Origin of the sequence: Vibrio sp. Vb2880, assembly GCF_033337975.1 — a bacterium.
GTDB lineage: Bacteria > Pseudomonadota > Gammaproteobacteria > Enterobacterales > Vibrionaceae > Vibrio > Vibrio alginolyticus.
In genome coordinates this window covers 16,418-39,525 of sequence record NZ_JAWORT010000025.1, presented here as the reverse complement: position 1 = coordinate 39,525, position 23,108 = coordinate 16,418, and the positions used below count along the sequence as shown (strand labels likewise).

30 protein-coding genes and 1 pseudogene are annotated in these 23,108 nt (G+C 40.6%); 3 read left to right on the top strand and 28 right to left on the bottom strand.

The window, feature by feature from the left end:
- Window positions 1-100: 100 nt before the first annotated feature.
- The 12 genes and pseudogenes from R7M92_RS20930 to R7M92_RS20860 form a co-directional block, all read right to left on the bottom strand.
- The gene (locus tag R7M92_RS20930) at window positions 101-508 is read right to left on the bottom strand and encodes a hypothetical protein (protein WP_318134182.1); all 408 of its coding nucleotides are present in this window, start codon (window positions 506-508) and stop codon (window positions 101-103) included.
- A gap of 132 nt (window positions 509-640) precedes the next feature.
- The gene (locus R7M92_RS20920) at window positions 641-1,141 is read right to left on the bottom strand and encodes a flavodoxin family protein (protein WP_206960231.1); all 501 of its coding nucleotides are present in this window, start codon (window positions 1,139-1,141) and stop codon (window positions 641-643) included.
- A gap of 136 nt (window positions 1,142-1,277) precedes the next feature.
- On the bottom strand, window positions 1,278-1,742 hold the full coding sequence (locus R7M92_RS20915) for a hypothetical protein (RefSeq protein ID WP_318134180.1): 465 nt from the start codon (window positions 1,740-1,742) through the stop codon (window positions 1,278-1,280).
- 83 nt (window positions 1,743-1,825) lie between these two features.
- Window positions 1,826-2,731, bottom strand: coding sequence for an Imm49 family immunity protein (locus R7M92_RS20910; protein WP_213904204.1), 906 nt, complete (start codon window positions 2,729-2,731; stop codon window positions 1,826-1,828).
- A gap of 1,225 nt (window positions 2,732-3,956) precedes the next feature.
- Window positions 3,957-4,301, bottom strand: a pseudogene (locus tag R7M92_RS20900) (hypothetical protein); the annotation flags it as partial.
- A 610-nt stretch (window positions 4,302-4,911) separates the two neighbouring features.
- Complete coding sequence (locus R7M92_RS20890) at window positions 4,912-5,388, bottom strand: GNAT family N-acetyltransferase (protein WP_047124116.1); 477 nt, start codon at window positions 5,386-5,388, stop codon at window positions 4,912-4,914.
- A gap of 576 nt (window positions 5,389-5,964) precedes the next feature.
- On the bottom strand, window positions 5,965-6,486 hold the full coding sequence (locus R7M92_RS20885) for a hypothetical protein (protein ID WP_030000941.1): 522 nt from the start codon (window positions 6,484-6,486) through the stop codon (window positions 5,965-5,967).
- Between the two features lie 169 nt (window positions 6,487-6,655).
- Window positions 6,656-7,066, bottom strand: a complete 411-nt coding sequence (locus R7M92_RS20880; RefSeq protein ID WP_318134173.1) for a hypothetical protein — start codon at window positions 7,064-7,066, stop codon at window positions 6,656-6,658.
- A gap of 136 nt (window positions 7,067-7,202) precedes the next feature.
- A complete protein-coding gene (locus tag R7M92_RS20875) occupies window positions 7,203-8,219 on the bottom strand; it encodes a hypothetical protein (protein WP_318134171.1) in 1,017 nt (338 codons plus the stop codon).
- Window positions 8,220-8,373: 154 nt separating this feature from the next.
- Window positions 8,374-8,865 (bottom strand): site-2 protease family protein, encoded by a 492-nt coding sequence (locus R7M92_RS20870; protein WP_318134170.1) that lies wholly within the window; start codon window positions 8,863-8,865, stop codon window positions 8,374-8,376.
- A 151-nt stretch (window positions 8,866-9,016) separates the two neighbouring features.
- Entirely contained in the window at window positions 9,017-9,985 is a 969-nt protein-coding gene (locus R7M92_RS20865) for a hypothetical protein (protein WP_318134168.1), read from the bottom strand.
- Between the two features lie 136 nt (window positions 9,986-10,121).
- Entirely contained in the window at window positions 10,122-10,433 is a 312-nt protein-coding gene (locus R7M92_RS20860; RefSeq protein WP_318134166.1) for a CPCC family cysteine-rich protein, read from the bottom strand.
- A 243-nt stretch (window positions 10,434-10,676) separates the two neighbouring features.
- On the opposite strand from R7M92_RS20860, the gene R7M92_RS20855 reads away from it, so the two are divergent.
- The gene (locus tag R7M92_RS20855; RefSeq protein WP_029790587.1) at window positions 10,677-10,955 is read left to right on the top strand and encodes a hypothetical protein; all 279 of its coding nucleotides are present in this window, start codon (window positions 10,677-10,679) and stop codon (window positions 10,953-10,955) included.
- A gap of 150 nt (window positions 10,956-11,105) precedes the next feature.
- On the opposite strand, the gene R7M92_RS20850 is transcribed toward R7M92_RS20855, so the two are convergent.
- From R7M92_RS20850 to R7M92_RS20820, 6 genes are all read right to left on the bottom strand, one after another.
- Window positions 11,106-11,735: a DUF2441 domain-containing protein gene (locus R7M92_RS20850; protein ID WP_318134163.1), complete on the bottom strand. Its 630-nt coding sequence runs from the start codon at window positions 11,733-11,735 to the stop codon at window positions 11,106-11,108.
- A gap of 142 nt (window positions 11,736-11,877) precedes the next feature.
- On the bottom strand, window positions 11,878-12,234 hold the full coding sequence (locus R7M92_RS20845) for a hypothetical protein (protein WP_038882247.1): 357 nt from the start codon (window positions 12,232-12,234) through the stop codon (window positions 11,878-11,880).
- Window positions 12,235-12,934: 700 nt separating this feature from the next.
- Window positions 12,935-13,552, bottom strand: coding sequence for a LysE family translocator (locus R7M92_RS20840; protein ID WP_318134159.1), 618 nt, complete (start codon window positions 13,550-13,552; stop codon window positions 12,935-12,937).
- Between the two features lie 812 nt (window positions 13,553-14,364).
- Window positions 14,365-14,529, bottom strand: a complete 165-nt coding sequence (locus tag R7M92_RS20830; RefSeq protein WP_225474305.1) for a hypothetical protein — start codon at window positions 14,527-14,529, stop codon at window positions 14,365-14,367.
- 230 nt (window positions 14,530-14,759) lie between these two features.
- Window positions 14,760-15,092: a hypothetical protein gene (locus tag R7M92_RS20825; protein WP_318134158.1), complete on the bottom strand. Its 333-nt coding sequence runs from the start codon at window positions 15,090-15,092 to the stop codon at window positions 14,760-14,762.
- A 145-nt stretch (window positions 15,093-15,237) separates the two neighbouring features.
- The gene (locus R7M92_RS20820) at window positions 15,238-15,780 is read right to left on the bottom strand and encodes a GNAT family N-acetyltransferase (RefSeq protein ID WP_318134233.1); all 543 of its coding nucleotides are present in this window, start codon (window positions 15,778-15,780) and stop codon (window positions 15,238-15,240) included.
- A 201-nt stretch (window positions 15,781-15,981) separates the two neighbouring features.
- Here R7M92_RS20820 and R7M92_RS20815 point away from each other — a divergent pair, with 201 nt between their 5' ends.
- Both R7M92_RS20815 and R7M92_RS20810 read left to right on the top strand, forming a co-directional pair.
- A complete protein-coding gene (locus R7M92_RS20815) occupies window positions 15,982-16,266 on the top strand; it encodes a type II toxin-antitoxin system RelB/DinJ family antitoxin (RefSeq protein WP_005398409.1) in 285 nt (94 codons plus the stop codon).
- Window positions 16,263-16,541, top strand: a complete 279-nt coding sequence (locus tag R7M92_RS20810) for a type II toxin-antitoxin system mRNA interferase toxin, RelE/StbE family (RefSeq protein WP_005398411.1) — start codon at window positions 16,263-16,265, stop codon at window positions 16,539-16,541. Before R7M92_RS20815 ends, R7M92_RS20810 begins: the two co-directional genes overlap by 4 nt.
- Before the next feature lie 155 nt (window positions 16,542-16,696).
- On the opposite strand, the gene R7M92_RS20805 is transcribed toward R7M92_RS20810, so the two are convergent.
- The 10 genes from R7M92_RS20805 to R7M92_RS20760 form a co-directional block, all read right to left on the bottom strand.
- Entirely contained in the window at window positions 16,697-17,023 is a 327-nt protein-coding gene (locus tag R7M92_RS20805) for a hypothetical protein (RefSeq protein ID WP_318134156.1), read from the bottom strand.
- Between the two features lie 138 nt (window positions 17,024-17,161).
- Entirely contained in the window at window positions 17,162-17,452 is a 291-nt protein-coding gene (locus R7M92_RS20800; protein WP_318134154.1) for a hypothetical protein, read from the bottom strand.
- A 144-nt stretch (window positions 17,453-17,596) separates the two neighbouring features.
- On the bottom strand, window positions 17,597-18,451 hold the full coding sequence (locus R7M92_RS20795) for a putative phage abortive infection protein (RefSeq protein WP_227484034.1): 855 nt from the start codon (window positions 18,449-18,451) through the stop codon (window positions 17,597-17,599).
- Window positions 18,452-19,212: 761 nt separating this feature from the next.
- Window positions 19,213-19,602 carry a hypothetical protein gene (locus R7M92_RS20790; protein WP_318134237.1) on the bottom strand — a complete coding sequence of 130 codons (390 nt, stop codon included), beginning with the start codon at window positions 19,600-19,602 and terminating at the stop codon, window positions 19,213-19,215.
- On the bottom strand, window positions 19,586-20,065 hold the full coding sequence (locus R7M92_RS20785) for a hypothetical protein (RefSeq protein ID WP_318134152.1): 480 nt from the start codon (window positions 20,063-20,065) through the stop codon (window positions 19,586-19,588). The genes R7M92_RS20790 and R7M92_RS20785 overlap by 17 nt, the downstream gene beginning before the upstream one ends.
- 132 nt (window positions 20,066-20,197) lie before the next feature.
- Window positions 20,198-20,611, bottom strand: coding sequence for a hypothetical protein (locus R7M92_RS20780; RefSeq protein ID WP_053350691.1), 414 nt, complete (start codon window positions 20,609-20,611; stop codon window positions 20,198-20,200).
- Window positions 20,612-20,724: 113 nt separating this feature from the next.
- Window positions 20,725-21,204, bottom strand: coding sequence for a hypothetical protein (locus R7M92_RS20775; protein WP_318134150.1), 480 nt, complete (start codon window positions 21,202-21,204; stop codon window positions 20,725-20,727).
- Window positions 21,205-21,342: 138 nt separating this feature from the next.
- Entirely contained in the window at window positions 21,343-22,005 is a 663-nt protein-coding gene (locus R7M92_RS20770; protein WP_318132058.1) for a hypothetical protein, read from the bottom strand.
- Between the two features lie 141 nt (window positions 22,006-22,146).
- A complete protein-coding gene (locus R7M92_RS20765) occupies window positions 22,147-22,554 on the bottom strand; it encodes a hypothetical protein (protein WP_318134148.1) in 408 nt (135 codons plus the stop codon).
- Window positions 22,555-22,698: 144 nt separating this feature from the next.
- Entirely contained in the window at window positions 22,699-23,037 is a 339-nt protein-coding gene (locus R7M92_RS20760; protein ID WP_318134231.1) for an aldehyde-activating protein, read from the bottom strand.
- Window positions 23,038-23,108: the final 71 nt, after the last annotated feature.

Here is a 23,108-nt window from a genome sequence, read left to right as displayed (position 1 = left end):
ATACAAATGCCGTCGCATACCACCTTAATCACTTAAACCAACGCATAGTAAAAAATGCCACGCGTTGCGAATCCCTCTTAAACAGTTTGTTAGCTGTGTTTTACAACACGAGCTTTGCTCCCAACATACCGAGTACTGCTATAGTTACCATCGTAAACCAAAGGTAAATCATAAAAGATAGGCATAACGAATATAAACCTCTCACAGCTTTATCTAAGTTTGCACCTTCATCGTGCTGTAAAAAATACGCTAGTTCTGCTGTAGGTATTGATCCAGCAAAACTCTTAAATTTGAGCTTTACCATCATCAGGCCCATTGAGACTGGAAGACTAGATACTAGTAAAATGATTCCCACCGAAATCCAGACATTCTCGGGGGATTCATTACCTAAAACTACTGCTGCCCCGAACAACACTAAAAGCATTCCCAGAAAGCCCTTAAAAGATGACAACAACGAGTCTCTTGTTTTTATATACAGCCAGAATAGCGGCTTATCGTATTTTCTCATTTTTTCCTTAAACAGCTAACGCCCAGTTAAGGGGTGAAGCACGCAATGACCAAGTTGCCGCATGGCACTTCAACACCAAAACCACCGCATACCAAAAATGCCACGCGTGCTGAATCCCTCTTGAACTGTTTGTTATGTAACATTTTCAATAGCTTGCGCTGCACTACTGGTAACTTTACCCAAATCCGATTCTGATTGTACAGCAAGGTATTCACATCCTTTAAACTCTAACTGCATATAACTCGCTGTCAGTTCAAATGGTTGTACAAAACATGCAGGCAAGTCTAAGTTGTAGCCAGTAGATAACACTGAAATAGATTTATCTTTCAGCTTGCGTCCCAGCTCTTTTTCGATTGTTAGAAGGTCGGATAATCGGTCAAAGAAAACTTTTAGCTGTGCTGACATTGAGTACCAATAAACTGGCGAAGCAAACACCATATGATCAAAACGGAGTAGCTGATGAATAATTAGAAGAAAATCATCTTTGCTATTTTCATGCTCATAGTCGTAAAAACTGATATCGAAATCAGATAGATCAAACAGTTTTGCATCTGACTGCTCTACGAATGATTCGACTAGTTTTCGCGTATTACCATCAGATTTTGAAGTACCTAATATGACTCCGATTTTCATCGAGCCTCCATGTTACATAACGCCCAATTAAGGGGTGAGCAACGCTACCACCCAACCTAAAACATTGTACCGTAACCACTAAAGTTGAAGTAGAAGCAAAAATGCCAAGCGTTGGGAATCCCTCTTAAATTGTTTGTTATGTTCGTAGCCTCGTGTGCCACCTAGTTACTTCCGATAGCCTACTTTCATAGACCTTTTTCACTGTTGCTACATGAGCTATGCAGTCAAAATTAAACAACACTACACGTTTTTTAATGGTTTTTACTTTATCCGTATCTACTTCAACTGTTAAAGAAGCTTTTAATAACGTTGATAAGTCGATATTTTCCTTTATAGCTTCGCTTCTAAACCAGGCTGATAGCTCATTGGAAATATACAGTTCTAGCTCACCAACAATCGAATGTGAAACTGTTCCATCGAGCAAGTTAATACACAAGACACCATTAGGCAGTTCAGATAACGTTTCTAGGTCCTCACCCATCCGCCAACCGACAAACATTTTGGGTAGAACTTCAACGTAGTGATTAATCCTTTTTAGTCCCATAACCCCTCTAGAACATAACGCCCTGTTAAGGTGTGAGCAACGCAATACCGATGCCACCGAATACCACCTTAAACACTAAATGCAACGCATAGCAAAAATGCCAAGCGTTGCGAATCACTCTTAAACAGTTTGTTAACTAACTACGATTTGTAAATATCTAAAAAGCTATAGCTCGGCTCGGGCATATTACGGGTATAGAAGGCTTCTGGAACATAATCCGTTTCAAACCCTAAGCGAAAACCAAACTTCTGGTAAGCAAGCTTTGCCAGTGCCAGTAACGGCATCGCAAGATATCCTACACGCTCTTCTTTTAATTTTTTTTGACTCCAATACTTGTGGTGCCCTTTGACCGCTTCATACATCGCTTGTTGATATTCCGCTTCACCACAACCTGATTTATTTAGAACTTTTGTCATCACATTAATCGTTGGCAAATCGACAAGGTTTGCATGTTCAAAGGCTAAGCCCTCAAGATATTCAGGCGTACTCACATCAATAAACCTCTGAATTAACGACTTAACGTCACCAGATTTTATTCCGAGCATGACCATTTGGAGCTCAAAGAAGGTACGAGAGCGAACATTATACCACTCAGTGTTTGGATGGTCGGCTAAGTTGGCAAGGTACTCAATGTCACTCACCTGCTCACAAAATAAAGATAGCCAACTTAAATAGGTTAGATATAGCGCACCTTCAAGACCATTGTATTCCTCTTTCTTTGCTACTAGAGTCACCTCTGCTTTAGGGAGCACTACCGAAATCGTCTCTCCATCACTCAATAGCTGTGACTGTACTAATTTAATATCAAAGTACTGATGCATATCCATCGCTCTAAGACTGGATTCTATGTCACCAACATTGTGGTATAGACAACTTGTTAGAGAAAGACCTGCAAGGCTCACACTATATAAATTGACTTTCCCACTCTCGTAATAAAAATCAAAATCATCGAGCAGCCGCTTGCATTTCATCCCATATGGGTTAGAAAGTCTCTTTAGGTAGTCTGCATGACATGGTATTGGTTTAAAGTGTTCTTTTGATGTCATATAAACATTTCTCTTTAATTTATAAACCGGGACCAAGGAGTTAGTTAACGCCCAATTAAGGGGTGAGCCACGCGACCACGATACTAATTTTGGACGCCGTAAACATTAAACTTGACCCAAACCAAAAATGCCAAGCGTGGGGAATCCCTCTTAAATTGTTTGTTAGAACGATGCCACGTAACTCATTGTTTGCACCAAGATATTGAAGAAATAGGCAAAACGAAAAGCTGTAAACTCAAAAACGAGAGGGACAACTGCCAAACTAAAACTCACACCCAAAACTTAAGCTGGCGTAGAAGAAAAAGCACGCGGAAACACTCCCCTACTACCGATTTCAAATTTACAAAGAATTCGGGCGTAGAAACTCAAACCACCACAGTAAATAAATCAATTTGAGCCGATAAAGCCCACCAAACCAAAGAAGCCGCGCGAAAGAAATAGCCACAATGTTAGAAACCGTAGCCAACTAATTTGAAGCGAACTCTCCGCACATAATGCCACCGGAAAGAACGTGAATGGCACTCTGGTTCAGGTGAAAAGCAGAACCAAGAAAAAGATTAACTCTGAAATTCTAGCCTGTGATTTCCAACCCGTTCTAACGCCCTGTTAAGGTGTGAGCAATGCAATACCGCAGTCACCGCATACCACCTTAAACACCAAACGCAACGCATAGTAAAAATGCTACGCGTTGCGAATCACTCTTAAACAGTTTGTTATATGATTAATATGAATCGACACGAGAGACTTCTTTCACTTTTGTCAACGCACAACGCTTGCAAACCCAAGTTTCACGTAGCTCATAGTGTTTAGCATTTCGTTTATATCGCAAGTCGGGAGAGCCATCTAAACACGCCTTTTCCCAATATGATTTTATTACGATAGATTTCGCTTTATACATAGAAAAGGGCTTACTACAGCTAGAACACCAGCTGGATATTATCAAAGAGAGTGCTTTGTAAGCACCCCAAATAATAGCGAGCGGGATAACTAAAGGCCAAGCCACTGCGATAATAATGCATCCCCAAATATAAAACCCGAGTTGACGATCTAACTTTCTGGGTAACCTCACTATCAAACCCTCATATCATATAAAGCCTTGTTAAGGTGTGAGGCACGCAATACCAAAGGTTCCGCATAACACCTTAACCACTAAAACCAACGCATGGTAAAAATGCCACGCGTGCCGAATCACTCTTGAACAATTTGTTATGCTCGTACTCAAAGAAAATTGGAGAATTAAGCAAGTGATAAACGCTGGAAGCCCTGCAATAAAGAAAACCAAACCTGTCTGGAAGTTCATTCTATGCTGCTCTCGTTGGTCTTCTTCGAAATCATGACCTTCTACCATTTTGTAAACTTTATCTGTTCTAGAATCATCCATATGCGCTGTTTTACTATATACGCCACCTTCCCACATAAGCTTTGCTAAAACCCAGTTCACGATAACAACGAAGAACAGAAAGTCGACTGGCTGAGTAGTAGCAAAGAAGGGGACAAACTGAGCTAAGAGAATAACAATCAATGCTGCAACAAGATTGATTAGCACCACTTTCTTCAGTAAATTGAGCAAAATTCCCTCCTAGAGCATAACGCCGCATTAAGGGGGTGAACAACGCCACCACCTAACCTAAACCATTGTGCCGTAAACACTTAAGCTAATTCAAACCAAAACTGCCAAGCGTTGTGAATCCCTCTTGAATGCTTTGTTATGTGTATTTTCCTTTGACCCCATTGATACGCCAAAACCAATATATATGCGGTGCAAATGCCAATAGCAGCGAGAAATATGGATTAACAATAAAGGCAAGTAAAAGCAAAAAGAAACTTACCAATATTAACTTAAATCGGAAAACTGACCACATTTCTAGAACTACTGTGTAATAACACACCACGACTGGAACACAAACAATGAGATAGATAGCAAAAGTTACGCTGTCAGGTGAATCTATTTGGTCGTTAAATACAACAGCCACGAGAGTTAGAACTATGTGAAGAACCAACCCACTTGCCACTATCCAATAGTATTGGATGCCATTGATTTTCATGAAGTACTTCCTGTACACATAACGCCTTGCTAAGGTGTGAAGCACGCAATGACCAAGCCGCTGCATGGCACTTCAACACCAAAAGCACCGCATACTAAAAATGCCACGCGTGCTGAATCACACTTAAGCAATTTGTTAGGTGCGTAACCAAAGTTGATAAAAGTCAGTTTCATCGTGCTTTGGATTCTTACGCACAAACTCCCAACCATGGCGCTTGTAAAAAGTAAGAGCTCTAGTGTTAGTTCGACTTACTGAAAGCACTGCACGCTTACAACCTGCTCTAAACAAGACATTTGCGATGTAATCCTGCAACTTAGGAGCTAGCCCTAAGCCACGAAAATTTGATTTTAAATAGATCAGATGCACATAACCAGTTTCAGGCTCTGGTGAAAAACTGCGAAACTCCAACTGCCCTGCGAACTGACCAGAAACAAAAATATGAATGTAGAACCACTCTGGAGTCACCAACCGCTCAATAACTCGCTCGCGATAACCACTAATGAAATCATCGAATCCGTCATAATGACCGAAACTACAAAAGTATGCATCTTTTCTAGCATCAACGCATAAGTCTAAATCATCGATACTTATTTGCCGAAAAGCGATTTCCATATCTACCTTTTCCCTCTAGCACCTAACGCCTTGCTAAGGTGTGAGCAACGCAATGCCCAAGCCTCTGCAGACCACCTTAAACACAAAAAACCGACGCATGGTAAAAATGCCACGCGTTGCGAATCACTCTTAAGCAATTTGTTATGTTTGTTCTACATTCGCGCGATCACACCAATACTCTGAGTAACTTTCGTTTACCCAACACTCTATTCGTATTGTGCCAAACTCTTTATAAGTACCTAGTTCTTCTGAGATTGTTATACGTTCAGACGATAGTAAATCACTTACTGAATCAGCCAAATCTTCAAACCCATAGAGTTCAACATTTTCGTTTTCACTCCGAAGATTAAGCTTCAGAACTCCTTGTTCTTCGGTCCGAGTCGCTGTGAGACTACAAATAAAGTTTGGTCTCACACACTCAAATAGCTTCTTATAGCTGCTCATATTCCCTCCGAAAACATAACGCCCTGTTAAGGTGTGAGCAACGCAATACCGAGCCGCCGCATACCACCTTAAACACTAAACGCAACGCATATTAAAAATGCCACGCGTTGCGAATCACTCTTAAACAGTTTGTTAGGTTTTTTCTCTTGCTCCTGTGCAATGCTCACACAGGTCTGTGATGATTTCACTAGCATACAGCTCTAATTTGCGAAGGCATTTATACGCTTTGTTTAAGTCTTTACCCTCTTCTTTACTGGGAGCTAGTGCGTAAGTATTTAAGGAAACCTTTTCATGCCCATACAATCTCACTTTTTCTGCCAACTCAGAGCTGATTGAAGCAGCCAATGACGCAATATATAAATTCTCACCCTGAGTTGAACAATCAATTACGACATCTTCGCTACTATTCAAGCCTTTAGCATATACAGCCTGAGCCATTATTATGTCTTTCTTCATGAAAGCCATAATTGGTTCTATGACATAGTTGTTTTTGAATTCCACTTCTCTCTTGAGAGCTTCTTTTTTTTCTTGAAACGTATGGTCTGTGACTTTACTAAACCAATTAAAAGAGAGGGTTACAATTGCGGTCAACAAAGAAGCGGAAACTGCGATGATAGATGCCCCATGTTCAATCAAAAAACTCTTTTCTGTCACGATAACTCTCCCATGAAACCTAACGCCCAATTAAGGGGTGAGCAACGCTACCACCCAACCTAAAGCATTGTGCCATAAACACTAAATTTGAAGTAGAAGCAAAAATGCCAAGCGTTGGGAATCCCTCTTAAATTGTTTGTTATGTTTTTTGAGGCACTACTTTCGAAAACTAATAGTTGATTGTCGCCCCACCGCCACGTTTAGTGATATGAAATTCATGCAGGATTCCATGAACAAGGCAGCAAAGCACACCTATAGAGCCTTCCTTAACTGCCGGGTAAGCCATGAATTCGATTTGCGTTTTTAGTGCTGTGGTTTGCTTGGCTCCATTTACAACAAAGGCAAATTCTTTAAGCTGTGGGTTGTTTGAGTTTACAACGGGCATTCCTTCAAAGATTTCTAGGGATTGAACTTCCTGCCCGCTTGAACGGAGAATATCCAAGACTTTTGAGGCAATGCGTAGGTCTGGTACTTCACCGTTTAGCTTCTCATCTGGTAGCAATATTTCGAATGGAGAAGTTTCCTGTGAGAGCTCCGCTTTACTTTCGATTTCTGGTTTCTTTTTAAATAGTCCAAACACCTTGCTCTCCTTTAAAACATAACGCCCTGTTAAGGTGTGAGCAACGCAATACCGATGCCTCCGCATACCACCATAAACACCAAACGCAACGCATAGTAAAAATGCCACGCGTTGCGAATCACTCTTAAACAGTTTGTTAGCCTTTGTCTCGAGACACAATTATTTTTTCTTGAAAGGTGTATCTATCAGCATCTTCTAAGGCCAAATCTTGCGCTATGGCTAGGATTATAGACATTCCAGCATATACAGCATCCACTAACTTCCAATAATACTCGGACGAATCATCGAAATGTTCATCAACCTCTTCAAACCTCGGGCGGAAAATTGGATATTCACCGTGCACAATATCACTGCGTAACTTGTAAAACTGAGAGGGCCATTTTGCTAGTTTATTTGGTGGATTGCCGAATAAGACTGGTAGTTTTTTCTCTAAAGCTCGCGCCTTGGGTTCGTTTTTATTTATCAAGAAGCTTTCGATAACTTGTGAAACTTGAACAACTTCAGAGGGTGAAATTAAAGAAGTGCTGTACGATAAGCTTAATAGAACCGCAATTGCTTTAGTAACCGAAGTCTTTGCTAGTGAATACTCCAGACCACCATTTTTAACTAACCAATTCCAAACTATATTAAAATCCAATTCTTTGAGGAGAGGCCAACGATTCTGGTCAGCAGAGTGCCAAGCAGACTCAATAGAATCAACATAAATTGCATTAGGCCTTTTATCACATGAAAGGTGAAAGTTAGCTAAATTGCACGCCCCACGTTTGCAAAGGTTCATTGCAAGAAAAAGCAGTTCCACGAATCTATGCGCAAAATAGTTACTGTCCCACAGCTCTGAATCGGGAGTCTCTATGAACTTTATTTTAAACTCAGCTCCATAAGGGGATGGTAGTTCAAACTTACCACTTGCTTCTGCTTCTTCTCGTAATCTGTTGAAGTAACCGTCTAAGTTTTCTAATTTGAGGTTATCTAGCATATTAAGGACATCATCAATTTCTAAAGAGATTCTGACGTACTGCCCCTCAAATACAATGCTATTCTGTTCGAAAAACTCAGCGACTTTACCCCAAAAATCAATATATTCATGGTTTAGGTGCTGAGTTTCTGCACTTGAACCTGAAATATTTGAACATTTAACAACTACAACTTCCAATATAGCTCCTTGTGTACGATATAAAAGGCTAACGCCGCATTAAGGTGTGAGCAACGCTACCACGAAACTCAACCATACCACCGCAAACACCGCACTCAAAATTGGAATGAAAAATGCCATGCGTTGGGAATCACTCTTGAATGCTTTGTTAGGTTTATGCCCCTTGACCTTTCAGTAAACCAAGTAACTCCAGCACTTGCCTACCATCACTGGGCATACCCTCATACGCACCAAAGTAGCTTGGGTAGTATATTGGTATTGATGTAAATAAAAATTGAAACAGTGAAAAGTACAGCCCAAAATTTACCAAGTATTGAGCTAAATGCGGTAATTCATAGCGACTAAGCAAATATAAGCCAATACATAAAATTAGAGATACAACGGGACCCATTAACAGAGAGACTGCTTGTAAATTTTTACTCACATCTCTTTTTATTGAAGCAAAGCCAACATTCATCGACAACGGTGTGATTAAAAGCTTTAATTTACCAACCCGAAATTCTTTCGCGTTACTTCCACTTCCCAATCGAATTTCTACCGAATGACCTGTCATTAACTGAGGAGCTGCATGCCCTAACTCATGAAGTAGCACAACCAATGGCATTACCAACACAAAACCTAAAACTAAACCAATTAAATTACTCACACACAACCTCCTTATCACGAATAAGCAATAAAACCAATATACGTCTTTTTGAAGTTTGCACCAAGTTCGAATAAAAACCTAACGCCGCGTTAAGTGGTGAGCAACGCTACCACCTTACCTAAACCATTGTGCCGTAAACACTAAAGCTGAATCAAACCGAAAATGCCAAACGTTGCGAATCCGTCTTGAACGCTTTGTTATATTTTTTTATTTCGAATAAGTCTAAATTAAACGGCTTAAAAATGAGGTCAATATGATCGTTAATAATCAACTCGGGAGCCCCGTAAACATAAGCAACTAACTGCTCTTTATCGGTGCCTATTGAGTCCTCAATACTTTCTACGATCGACCTCTTGAAGCGGTAATTCTTTAAAAGCGAGCTTCTAATAACAACACTAACTTTGGTTCGTGCGGTTTTAAAACGAGCAGACTCAGAAAATTTGATTTTGACATCCCCATTTTTCAGTCGCACCACACTTTCGACCAGCCCCCAATATACACGAACTCTTTGTTCAATCACTTCGGGATTTACAAAATCTTGATCTTTAATTCGCTTGAATAATTCACTATATGCATATGAGTTTTCACCAATATCGATTGCTCTCTTTTTGAGTAAGCCCACTTTTTGGTATTTGTAGTACTTACCAACCAGTGAACCCAAATGATAGATATTCGAAGGAGATATGTGCTCAATATGACCAAGAGGCTTACCCGTTATTTTAGTTACAGTCTCCACGCCTTCAACACCCGGGTTTACCCTTGTTTCAACAAGGTGGCTCTTAGGGCGTTTCATGAAAAATAAATCAGGCTCATTTTCACTTTTCTTCTGTTCATCAGGGACATGAGCCATATCACCAAGGTCTGTTGTATTCAGATAATTGGTCTCGTAAATATTGCAGGAGTCAGAGTGAATATCTACAGTTCGAAAATATGGGTCTACTTTGCGTTTTGACAATGGCTTGTCGATATTTACACAAGTAATTGAGCAGCCACAACCATCCCCAACACAGATGAATTTGCGCTTATCCGTAATTTTGCCCTGCTGAAAATATAAATCTGCTGTTTCCGGAGATACGATCTCCCTACACTCTAAGCTTAGAGCTTTGCTTAGTGATGTCACCGTACCTCCTAAAAATATAACGCCGCGTTAAGTGGTGAGCAACGCAGACCACCTTACCTAAAGTATTGTGCCGTAAACACTTAAACTGAAGCAAACCGAAAGTGCCGAGCGTTGCGAATCTGTCTTGAACGCTTTGTTATGCATTTTTGACATCACCGCTGCTTGTAACGATAAAATCTGTTTTAGAATTCTTTAGCCGCGATTCTTTTGATGATGGGCCCAACAGTTTCCAACCTAGATCTTTGATGTAACCTGTTGTATCAACAGCTTCTTTTAAAAATTCAAGCTGCGCCTCGCGAAGACAAATTCCGTTTGCACCACCCTCGTAATCTGGATCTCCATTTTGCACCAAATCATCTTCCCAACCGCAAAGCTCACAAATATCATATGTACCTTTTACGGGCTCATCGAAAGTATTGTAGCCACAACAAGGGCAAGTATATTTCATCCGCCTCTCCATGATGCATAACGCCAAATTAAGGTGTGAACAACGCTAACCACCTAACCTAAAGCATTGTGCCATAAACACTAAACTGACTAGAAGTGAGAGCGCCAAGCGTTGTGAATCACTCTTAAATTTATTGTTATACCAATTCCATATACGTGTGATGAACCTTTGATCTAACGCATTGTGTTTCATATTCGAGAGAGATTATAACTTGCTATGCTGGACATATGAAAGGAGCTTACTATGCCATGTAATCGAACGCACGCTCGCCGTTTAGATGAATCAGTTCTCACAACCCTTAGTAACCATCAAATGCACGACAATGGCCGCCATAAGTGCTGTCAATGCGCATACAATTCAGGTTATGAACAAGGTAGACAGTTGAGAAGCTCAATTCAGCTAGATATCAATGAATTAGGCGATAGCCAAGCAAGGGCTGATGGGCGACACAAAAGTGTTCACCAAGCTTTTGCACTAGGCTATTCCGAGGGTATCCGGGACTTCATAGCATTGGATCAATAATACTTATTAGGGGGAGTTTCCCCCTTTTTGGTATAACGCCCTGTTAAGGTGTGAGCAACGCAATACCGATGTTACCGCATGCCACCTAAAACACTAAACGCAACGCATAACAAAAATGCCAAGCGTTGCGAATCACTCTTAAACAGATTGTTATGCGTGTGCTAAAAAATGCTCTTTTGATTCAAAGCTATCAACAACATCAATTATACCTTCGAATAAAACCTCTTGGTCTTCGACATTCAAACCATCACTGCCTGTCCAGTATTCAAAAGCTAAAGCTCTTAAATCATCATGACGAACTGTGTCAGCTAACAAGTGCTTTTGATCTGAGATAAATAGCGACCCCGTTAAACTGAGTTTGAGTATTTTTTGATTTTCAGCACCTAAGGTGTCCCACCAAAATGGCACAGCTTCCTTTGAACAAACCCAGATGCAATTTTTACGACTAGGTAAGTGAGGAAAATAGTTACTTCTAACCTCTTCAAAGATCTGCTCTCGAACAAACATAGAAAGACTTTTTCCTACTTCCTGCGACATTGCGAGCATATTACCTATATGAGCATTTTGATACTCCGGTGTTGCGTTAAAGAATTTCTCCATCGCCTGTCGGAAGGGTAAGTTGTCCTCTCCATCATTATAAAATAAACCGTTTTTATTATAGTGCTCATTAAACAAATTGAGTTTTTTTTGCACCCAGTTAATTCTGCTGCCAACTTCCCAAATAGAACTAGAATCATTAACTCTATGTATATGGAAATATTCCGCTTTTTTTACTTCCACAAAACCTCTCTTACATTGAAACGCATAACGCCTTGTTAAGGTGTGAGGCACGCAATTCCGAAGCTAACGCATACCACCTTAAACACTAAAACCAACGCATAGTAAAAATGCCACGCGTGCCGAATCACTCTTGAACAATTTGTTATGCGCTTGAATCACACACGAAATTAACGTCTTCATCGATTAACCGATAACTTGTAACAGCTTTAATGTCGCCACAGCCTCTAACTAGAATATCTAGGCAATCAAGGCGACCATTATTAACACTTAAAACAGTCTCTGCACCCAGTTCCAAAGCTGAGGATTCAACTAGAGGACCAATAAAGTTTACTGCCTTAGAGTTAGTTACGACATTACCTCGTTTTTCGAAGCATACGATAACACCAGCTCCCGTATATTCACGCTCTGACACAATTAGCTCAGAAATACAGGTGTTTTTGAAGTCATCTGGATAAGAGCTAAAAATAAATTGGATGATAGATTTTTCTAGTTCATTCATTTTACCAACTCACCTTTCTGGCGCATAACGCCGCGTTAAGTGGTGAACAACGCCAACCACCAAACCTAAACCATTGCACCTTAAACACTTAATCTGACTTGAACTAAAATCGCCAAGCGTTGTGAATCCGCCTTAAACGCCTTGTTAGGCGAAGTTTCCCACTAGTGTTTCAGTTGTTTTGAAAGCAGATTACCCGAAACAAAATAAGCAACCAAACACCCGCTGACTTTTTGTGATTCAAGAACCATAAAAGTCACTATGTTTCAGCCGAAATTTCAACAACTACGAAATAAAGACTTTCAGCGTTCAAGTCGCTTTTGAGGAAGCGAGACGTAAAGCTGCAAACTTAAAGCGAGCACAAAAGCCTCAATTAACTTGCCCTTTCCACACTTTGAGCCAGTGAAACTCACAACCAACCGACTGTAAAAACCAATGAGGCAACCCGCGAACCTTGGTATGTTTTACGGCCAAAGAGATTCGAGAATTTGAGCCGACAGTGTTGAATTGCCGACATAGAAAAACGAAAGCTCAAAGAGAACTAAGAAGATGAGAACAAAGAACTTTCCTGCCCGTCGCCTAACGCCCTGTTAAGGTGTGAGCAACGCATTACCGAAGCCGCCGCATACCACCTTAAACACTAAAACCAACGCATAGTAGAAATGCCACGCATTGCGAATCACTCTTAAACAGTTTGTTAGTTTTATTGCTGGCGACTCAGCAACAAACTTGCTCCAGACATAGCCAAAAAAGTTGCACAGCCTCTATTGAAGCGCTTTGCTATTTTCGGCTTCGTAAACCACTGCCTTAAGTACATTCCAAATATCGAATAAATCGATATTGCACACATTTCTAAAGCTAGGAAAGTAGCTCCTAGAGCGAAGAACTGTTCATTTACACTCGCTGAAACATCGACGAACTGTGGTAGAAAGGCGGTAAAGATTAAGATCGCCTTTGGGTTACCAGCGGCGAGCAAAAATTCTTGTTTAGCTAAACCTAATCGGTTGCGAGTATTTTCTAGTTCAGAAACAGGGCTCGCTTCCGAATGCCAAAGATTAAAGGCAATCCACAACAAATAAGCTGCGCCCACAATTTTAATCGTTAGAAATAGAGTCTCAGAAGCATAGAGAACGACGGCTAAACCTGAAGCAGCCAAGGCAATCATTACAGCGAATGCAACAATACGACCAAGTCCAGCAATAAAAGCGGATTTGAAACCGTAACAACGAGCATTGTTCATGGACAATAGATTGTTTGGACCAGGAGTCATATTGAGTGCAAAACACGCAGGTATAAAGAACAATAACTTCCAGATTTCCACAATATTTCCTCCATAAAACTAACGCCCTGTTAAGGGGTGAGCAACGCAATACCAAAGCTGCCGCATGCCACCTTAAACACTAAAACCAACGCATAGTGAAAATGCCACGCGCTGCGAATCCCTCTTGAACAGTTTGTTAGGCGAATTACTCAACGATATGCTCTGGACTCAAACTATTGCCACACTTAAGACATGAAGGATGCATTTTTGCAATTAAGTGGTGGTTTCCTTGATAACTACCTTTGGAACCCAAGTTTCTCAGGCTTGTTTTAGACCACTCTTTTGAAAAAGGTTGATCGTTTTCGCTTTCAACAATTTCTCCGGTTTGCCCGCATGAACATTGTAGCTTTGTATAGGTGCGCATTGTCATTTCACTTACCCTTTATTTTTAATGTTCTTTGACCAAATTTCACGTAGAGCAGCACCGTATTATACCAGTTTAAGGTTCATAACTTGCTCTATTCGCCTAACGCCCTGCTAAGGGGTGAGCAACGCAATACCGATGTTGCCGCAAACCACCTTAATCACTAAATTAAACGCATAGTAAAAATGCCACGCGTTGCGAATCCCTCTTGAGCAGTTTGTTAGTTTGCAAACCCAAAGCGTTGATTTACGTTATTTTAAACTTTGTAAACAATAAGCTTTAAGTGTTTTGATGCACTTAAGCCAGGCGTAGTTTCAAAGCGGCTACTCAATGAAACCACGTGGAACAAACAACACCGCAGAAAACGAACTTACAACACCAAAAAGCGCTTTTGGAAAACTAATCTCACAATGCGGACTTTCAACAAAGTCACTGAAACCACGTGAACTTACCACACCAAAGAAAACGTCCTTGCGGCAAGTAAATCGGCTTTTGTATCGACAAACTCAACGAGCAGAGTTTCAGCAAAAAAGTTCGACTCAGAGAACCCAAAAGTCACCGCACCAAAGAACAAATCAGCCGTTGAAACGATGCCAATTTTGAATTTCACCACGCTGGTTAACACTGAAATTGAACGCCGATACGACAATTTCGACTTTGAGCTTTTACCACTAGATCTTGCGATATAGCTGCGTTTTTCCTCTTGCAAACTAACGCCCTGTTAAGGTGTGAGCAATGCAATACCGATGCTTCCGCATACCACCTTAAACACTCAATGCGACGCATAGTAAAAATGCCACGCGTTGCGAATCACTCTTAAACAGTTTGTTATGCTTCTGCTTTTCACCGTTGGTATTGCTTGTTAGCTTTAATTCCATGAGGTGAAACCCACCCCTCGTTTAAATAAGAATGGTAATACTCTAGAAACTCATCTTGCTCTTCGAATGAATACATTCGGTTGTTAGTGTTATCGAGCAATTCAGTAGTTACTTCTATCACTCCACTTTCGCGATAAGTTATTTGATTTACGGTCCAAGAGAAGTAATCGCCTACAATGCGGTTGTTGAACTTAACAAACTCACCAACTCTTGGCACTACCGGAAGGTGAACATTTTTGACTAAATGAACCCAATTCTTTTTACTTGCCAGATAGATACTAAATTCTATTTCTATCAATACTTTATCCTGACTCAATTAAGAAGCATAACGCCCGCTTAAGTGGTGAGCAACGCAATACCGAAGTTTCCGCACACCACCTTAATCACTTAAATCAACGCATGGTAAAAATGCCACGCGTTGCGAATCCGTCTTGAAGCGTTTGTTAGGCTTCTAGCTCACTATATAGCACTAAGCAATTGTATTCTTTGCCGAATTCCGTTTCTTGATCGAAAGCTCGAATTTGCGTAAAACCTTGTCTGTACCAGAACCTAAAAGCAGAAGTGTTCTCTGCGTAAACATTTAAACCTACGTTTTGTAGCTTAACGTATTCACAGGCTACAGCTATAACACTACTAACTATTTCTGAACCCAAACCTTGACCTTTGAAACTCGGTAGAATTGTTAACATAGGAAGCCAAAGAGTGCCAGTTAAAGGAGCGTGAAACTCCATCTGTATGTAACCCACCACTTGACCTTTCTTTGTGCTAATTTTTCTTAGGTAAAATGCACCTTGCTCGTCAGGTAATTTTAACTTACTGCTTTCAGATATTAATTTTTCATATTCTGTGAGAGGCCATTCCCTAAACGTTGGATCCATTGCTTTTACATTTAAGTTACTGTCAAAAATTGACTTAGCTAGATGCGCCTCATCACTTGAAAACTCAGTGAAAACCAAATTTTTGGATTCCCATTGTGGTATTAACACTAACAACTTCCTCCTTGAAGCCTAACGCCCTGTTAAGGTGTGAGCAACGCAATACAAAAGCCCCTTCATAACACCTTAAACACTAAACGCAACGCATAGCAAAAATGCCAAGCGTTGCGAATCACTCTTAAACAGATTGTTAGTTGCCCATCTCAAAGCCTAGTGCTAACATTTGTACACACACCAACAAAGGAATACATCATGGACACTAGAATTCAATTTCGTGTTGATGAAGAAACAAAACGCCTAGCTCAACAAATGGCTGAGAGCCAAGGTCGAACTTTAAGTGATGCTTGCCGTGAACTTACTGAGCAACTAGCTGAACAACAAAGAAAAACATTATCTCACGATGCATGGCTAACTGAACAAGTAAACCTAGCATTTGAGAAGTTTGACTCAGGAAAATCCGTTTTCGTTGAGCACCAAACTGCTAAGTCTCGAATGGAAGAGCGCAAGGCCAGAATCCGTAATCGAGGTAAGCAATGATTTTATGGGAAGAAGAGTCACTTAATGATCGTGAAAAGATCTTCGAGTTTCTCTATGACTTTAACCCTGATGCGGCAGAAAAAACTGACAACCTCATTGAAGCAAAAGTAGAAAACTTGCTTGAACAACCTTTAATGGGCGTACAACGAGATGGCATCCGCGGACGATTGCTTATTATTCCTGAGATTTCGATGATTGTGTCTTACTGGGTCGAGGGCGATATCATCCGAGTTATGCGTGTACTCCACCAGAAACAAAAATTCCCTACGGATTGATACTCGCTCTGGGGAACTAACGCCCTGTTAAGGTGTGAGCAACGTAATACCGATGCTACCGCATACCACCTTAAACACTAAAACCAACGCATAGTAAAAATGCCACGCGTTGCGAATCACTCTTAAACAGTTTGTTATGTGTGTAGTTACATTTTTCACGGAGCCAATAATGAACTGTAATAGTTGCTGTAGCTGCCAAACAATGGCTTGTACCGTTCAACAATAACCTCCTTGCCCTCAATACAGATCGACTTGCATATAACCTGTACAACCTCACCATGCTCTAACTTTACAGCTGCTCTATAAATGTGGATGCTTCGGCTTTTACCAGGAGCATCTGTGTTATCCCACGAAGATAGAACCACGCCGTGATGAGTATCTATAAGCTTTCCTCGAAAGAACAGCTGTTCAAAGCCAACAGCTATAACAATTCCAATACCAAGGAAAAATAATATGTATTTTGCAATTTGCTTCTTTTGCATATTAATTCCTCCAAGCACATAACGCCGCGTTAAGTGGTGAACAACGCCGACCACAAAACATAAACCATTGTACCTTAAACACTTAACCTGACTGGAGCTGAAATCGCCAAGCGTTGTGAATCCGTCTTAAACGCTTTGTTAAGTGTATTTTGACTCCACATATCCTTTGAGAGTGTTTACACCAAAAAACACCGTAATCATACCGAAAACTATCGGTACTAAATAAAACACCCAACCAATTGAATTTATGATTGCTATATTCGTAGGTGAACCAGATTCAATCCCATTTAGCACTCCAACAGCGAATTTTACTGCAAACAACGTAAGTACAATAAACAATATTGTGGCAAAAAGGCTCACCTGCCAAAACTGCTTACTCAAATCAACTAGTTCATTAAACACATGTTCTATCAAAGATTTCCTTGCCAATTTAGTCTCCTTACTTGTAGATACACTTAACGCCCAATTAAGGTGTGAAGCACGCTAGCACTGCACCCCGTTTGATCACCGTAAACACTGAACTTAACCCAAACTAAAAATGCCAAGCGTGCTGAATCACTCTTAAATTGTTTGTTATGATTGTACTTCTGGGTGTTCACCAAAAGCCGATTTGTCATATTTTCCAAACAACTCCTTTTGCCACTCGGCGTCAATATGTAGGTGTTCCAATAAGGAATAGCGTTCAACCAGTTGGCGATATTTATAGTATGGGTCTAGAGGATCTACAACTACACAATTGATGGCTAATAATTGGATAACTTCCTTATTCAAGAAAGAGCGAACAATGTTGGAGTAAAATTTCTCGGTTCTAGTAACTTTTTTTTCGACCGCGGCTTCAAACAGCATTGGTTCAGCATCGAACCGACTATTTTCCAAAATAAACTTGAGTATATGGTAAAGAACCCTGAAGTAGTGGCTCGTATCGCTTGAAGATTCACGCATTTTAGCGACTCTCTGCTCAATAGTATTACCAGTACCATTTTTAATAACAGCATTATGCAGCTTCATGATTTTTGAAGCCGTCGGGCGATCCATGACTATCAAACGCTCATTTAATCCGTCAAAGACGGTATTGAGTTGGTTTAGTAGAGAAAAGAATGTGTCTTCAAATCGCTTTTTTTCTTGAGTTAGCGCCTGTTCTTTTTGAGCCTTCTCAGTTTCCTTGAGCACTTTCTGAGTTTCAGATAACTCGGTCTTTTGAATTAGTACTGATTGAGTTAACCAATAGAAAGCTAATAAGGCTATCAGTGGATTTAAGATGCCACCAATAAAGTCTCCAAAGGTGCCCCAAATCGAACTATCAGTCGAGAGAGGAAGGTTATTTATAAAATAAAACCAAACTAAATAAACCGTAGGTATCAGAGCTATTAGAGAAAACGCCAATATTTTTGCTCTTTTTATACTCTTTGCTAAGTCACTAATTTCCAATATTACCTCCAAAATCATAACGCCTTGCTAAGGTGTGAGTAACGCAATACAAAAGCTACCGCACAGCGCCTTAATCACATAAGCCACCGCAAAGTAAAAATGCCACGCGTTACGAATCACTCTTAAGCAATTTGTTAGTACATGCGCTACTTCTATTTATGCGCTCCAAGATATTGAAAAGTGGCATGATATGAAAGGCTTTGAACACTGAAGTGAGACAGGCAGCTACAAAACTTAAACTCGATTAAGAGACGAGAGTTGGCTAGAAGAAAAATGCACTGACCTGCCCTACTTTCACAGCCTTCAAATTAGAAAAGGATTCTTTCCTCGTACTTCAACAGCCACACCAAAAGTAACCAAGGTTCTCTCAAAAGCCACCACAAAAATGAAGAAGCGCCAAAGAAATAGGCTAAGAGTTAGAAGCCGTAAACGGTGAATTCAAAGCAAACACTCCACATATAGTGCCACCGGAAAGAACGTGAAAGGCACAAACTGTAAGGTGTAAACACGAGCGCCAAAACAGATAAACACCAAAACTTATGACCTTTGATGTCAAACCCGTACTAACGCCGCATTAAGGGGTGAACAACGCAAACCACCCTACCTAAAGCATTGTGCCGTAAACACTTAAGCTAATTCAAACCAAAACTGCCAAGCGTTGTGAATCCCTCTTGAATGCTTTGTTAGTTGCCAAACCCAAGGCTAGGATTTGGAGTTTATTACCGCTTTGCCAACACTGATTTTACGTGCTTTGAAAAAGCTCAAATCAGGCGCAGTTTCAAAGCGCCTGTCACTGAAACCACTTGGATCACGCAACGCCGTAGAAAACGAACTGACAACACCAAAAAACCTTTTGGAGAAACAATGCCACAAAGCTGACTTTCAACAAGTAAATCGGCTTCTGAAACGGCAAACCAAACTAGGAAAAGAACGAAGCTCAATTTTCGCGAACCAAGATCCCGAAGTTCGAAGTGCAGAATCGAGCAAAGCACACGAACGATTAGACCTAAACACTCTGTTTTTGCTGCGATTTTCTCGTTGGCAACTAACGCCGCATTAAGGTGTGAGCGGCGCTTGGCTAAACTTGAGCGAAGCGAAACTGCCAAGCGTTGCGAATCACTCTTAAATGCTTTGTTATGTACGCGCTTCAATGTATTGGCTCAATATTTCAATTTGCTGGTCGTGTAAAGTTAGCAAAGGACTGATTAACATAGCCTCTTTACCGCCTCTTTTAAGTGACAATAGAACTACTTTTGGATCACTATATAAATTAAGGAAAGGAAGACCGACGGCTTCGAAGTAGAGCTTCAATCTACGTGCAGAACCTACAGCATCGTCATACGAAGCCACAGCAAAGCGTCGTTGACCAACACCCTCTATGTTTCCAAGCTCAGCACCAACAATTATCAACTTCTTCCTTTTATCCAAAAATTCAACTGCAACATCAGCTGTTGCATCAAAATCTGACACATGATTAATACAACTGATATGCAAATGCCAATTGCAATTACCAGACTTTAACTTAAAAGTGCGCTGTGATTTAACGTACTTCCACTCAGGAAGAAGAGAACACAGCTCAGTCAGAAATACTTCCTGTAGTTCAGAAACTTTCATATTCCCTCAAGTACATAACGCCTTGTTAAGGTGTGAGGCACGCAATACCTAAGTCTCCGCATACCACATTAACCACTAAAACCAACGCATAGTAAAAATGCCACGCGTGCCGAATCACTCTTGAACAATTTGTTATGCGTTTTTTAAAAGTTCGACGAACTCTTGTTTGCGAGGCTCACCGCTAGAGATATGAACAACTACAGTATCTCTAAGTTCATAGTAAGGATGTAATGCTAAATGTTTTGCAAACCAAAAGACTTCTGACAGCGGCTCATCATCGTGCCAAGTTGTTACAACCAAATTTGCATCATTCAAATCGCTACCTCCGACGTAAGTGATATTAGCTATATCTATAGATGTATCCCAAGAACTGGCATTAACACCCCAAGCTAAAGCATATAAGCAACCACCCTCGACTAGCCAAGAACTCAATTTCGATTGCCAACTTTCAGCTACTGCTTCCTCAGCCACAATTATGCAGCGAAACTTCCCAACCTGGAGTACGGGAATATGTGAAGCATCTTTTTTTAAGTGAAGATATTCCATATTACCTCTGAAACGCATAACGCCGCATTAAGGTGTGAGCAGCGCTTGGCTATACTTGAGCGAAGCGAAACTGCCAAGCGTTGCGAATCACTCTTAAATGCTTTGTTAGGTTTTTACTCAAATAGTTCACTAAACTTCTCTGAATTCCAGACTGAAACAACTGGCGAATCTGATACAACCGCTTTGCTAAAACCATACTTTTCGCTTTTAGTAACGAAAGCTATGGGAACGCTTCTATATAGTAAGGCTACTGAATTACCATCAGCCGACCATTGAAAGCTAAAATCTTGCTCTACTGTCTTCTCAATAATTGCTGTTTTGGAAACTAACCCTTGGTGTAATTGTGGTGGTTCCCCTGCTCTCATTTTCTGCTTCCAAGATTCCTCGGAAACAGGCACGTACTGTATGTACGCAACAGCATCTCTTTCTGGCTTTTGAGTTTGAGGCTTAGTTAGGTAAAGCACCCCAGACTCTTCAAACTCATCGAGAATTGCATAACGTTCGGACACTTCGTTATATGAGCTTAAAAACAAACCCTCAGACATTACTACTCCTGACATCGACGTACACAAAATAAACAGAATTTTCTTCATGTGACTCCGAAAACCTAACGCCCAATTAAGGTGTGAAGCACGAGACCACGACACTCAATTTGACCACCGTAGACACTGAACTCAACCCAAACCAAAAATGCCAAGCGTGCTGAATCACTCTTAAATTGTTTGTTATGCCTAAATTATTTGCAACTCCTGCCTCATCAACTCCATCAGCTCTTTAGCCGTTGCTTGCGTTTCTACTCCAAGAGCGGCCAACTCACTTTGAAATTTTGCAGATAACTCATTATTTTGAGACAAAACTATTTCTAGAAGTCTATTCATGAACTCATTGGACTTATCAAAAGATGCCTTAGTTAATGCCTCCAAACGAGCGAATGTTTCAATCATCTGGTCGGTCGCAGTGAGTTTTAATTTGTTAGACTCTGCCTGTAGTTTCATTAAGTCTTCCATGCCATCGCGCATTACCTCGGAAATTTTTGACCCAAACCAACACACAACTTCACGCTCTTTTTCTTTGTCGCCAACTTGTGCAGCTGCTAAATAGTCATTGAAGTACTGGTCGATAATTGGTTGCATCTTTGCAGGAAGATCTACTTGATACTTTTTACCAAAGGCATCTAGATTAGACACGTATGCTTCGTACTGAGTGGCTTTAAGTTCGAATACTTTTTTCCTTCTCTCTGCTTCCAGCGACAATCCATGCTTCAAGTTCTCTAACGCTTTGTCATGGCTCTGCTTGTTAAAATAAACAAACAGACCCCAAAGCACGTTCACCACACCGAACACCCAAGCAAAATAGTCAGGGTTTTCCTGAATAACATTGTAAACAGATTCCATACTTCCTCTTTAGGCATAACGCCCTGTTAAGGTGTGAGCAACGCAATACCGATGCCGCCGCATACCACCTTAAACACTAAACGCAACGCATAGTAAAAATGCCAAGTGTTGCGAATCACTCTTAAACAGATTGTTATGTAGCTATTCGCCATTACCCAAATCAAAAAGGTTTATACCACCAGAACTATCTAGACTGGTATTCGTCACTTTACTATAAGGTTCTACATTTACTTCTGCATATAGTAAGTAGCTTTCAAATGATGGAACTTCAGATACATTAAATAGGATCTTTCCAACAGACTTTTGAAAATCCAACAAGTCGCCAAGATCTTCATGTAGTTCCAAAGCCAACTCTTTACTGTATGGCAGCAACATGCCATAAGAAACTGACTTATAGAATCGGTCATTGCTGCGATTAATCTGGTTCAATACCCAACTAATCTCATGAAACGAATAGGTGTTCTTTTTCCCAAATTTAGCACACAGCTTAGGAGCTACATCTTTAGCCACTGACTGAACATAAGCCTTTTTATTCATGAACTTAAGCATATCTATCCTCCTTGCTACATAACGCCCAATTAAGGTGTGAAGCACGCGACCACTGCACTTAACTAGGACGCCGTAAACATTTAACTAAATTGAAACCAAAAGTGCTGAGCGTGCTGAATCACTCTTAAATTTATTGTTAGGTGATTAGTACGATGCACCATTGATCTTCCGAACTGGGATACCAGAAAGCACTTCATGTTCAGCCATTCTCATATTTACAGCTAAGATATCTTCGGAACATTTCTGTGTCGTTACGTAATGCGTTAAACAACCACATGAGTTGCAACGATGAAATTCTACTTCTTCGTCCCCCCAACAATAGAAAGCCGTTTTCTCATTCATGCTGATTTGAACTTGTTCTGGAGAAAAGTACGCCCAAGCCGCAGCATAGCGACGACAAATAGAACAGTTACACTCTCCCACTTCTTTAGGAAGCGAACTCAACACCAAGCTAACGTTTCCGCAGTGACACTTTAATTCCATTCGATAGTTCACTGTATTCACCTAACGCCCAATTAAGGTGTGAAGCACGCAACTACGACACTCAATTTAAC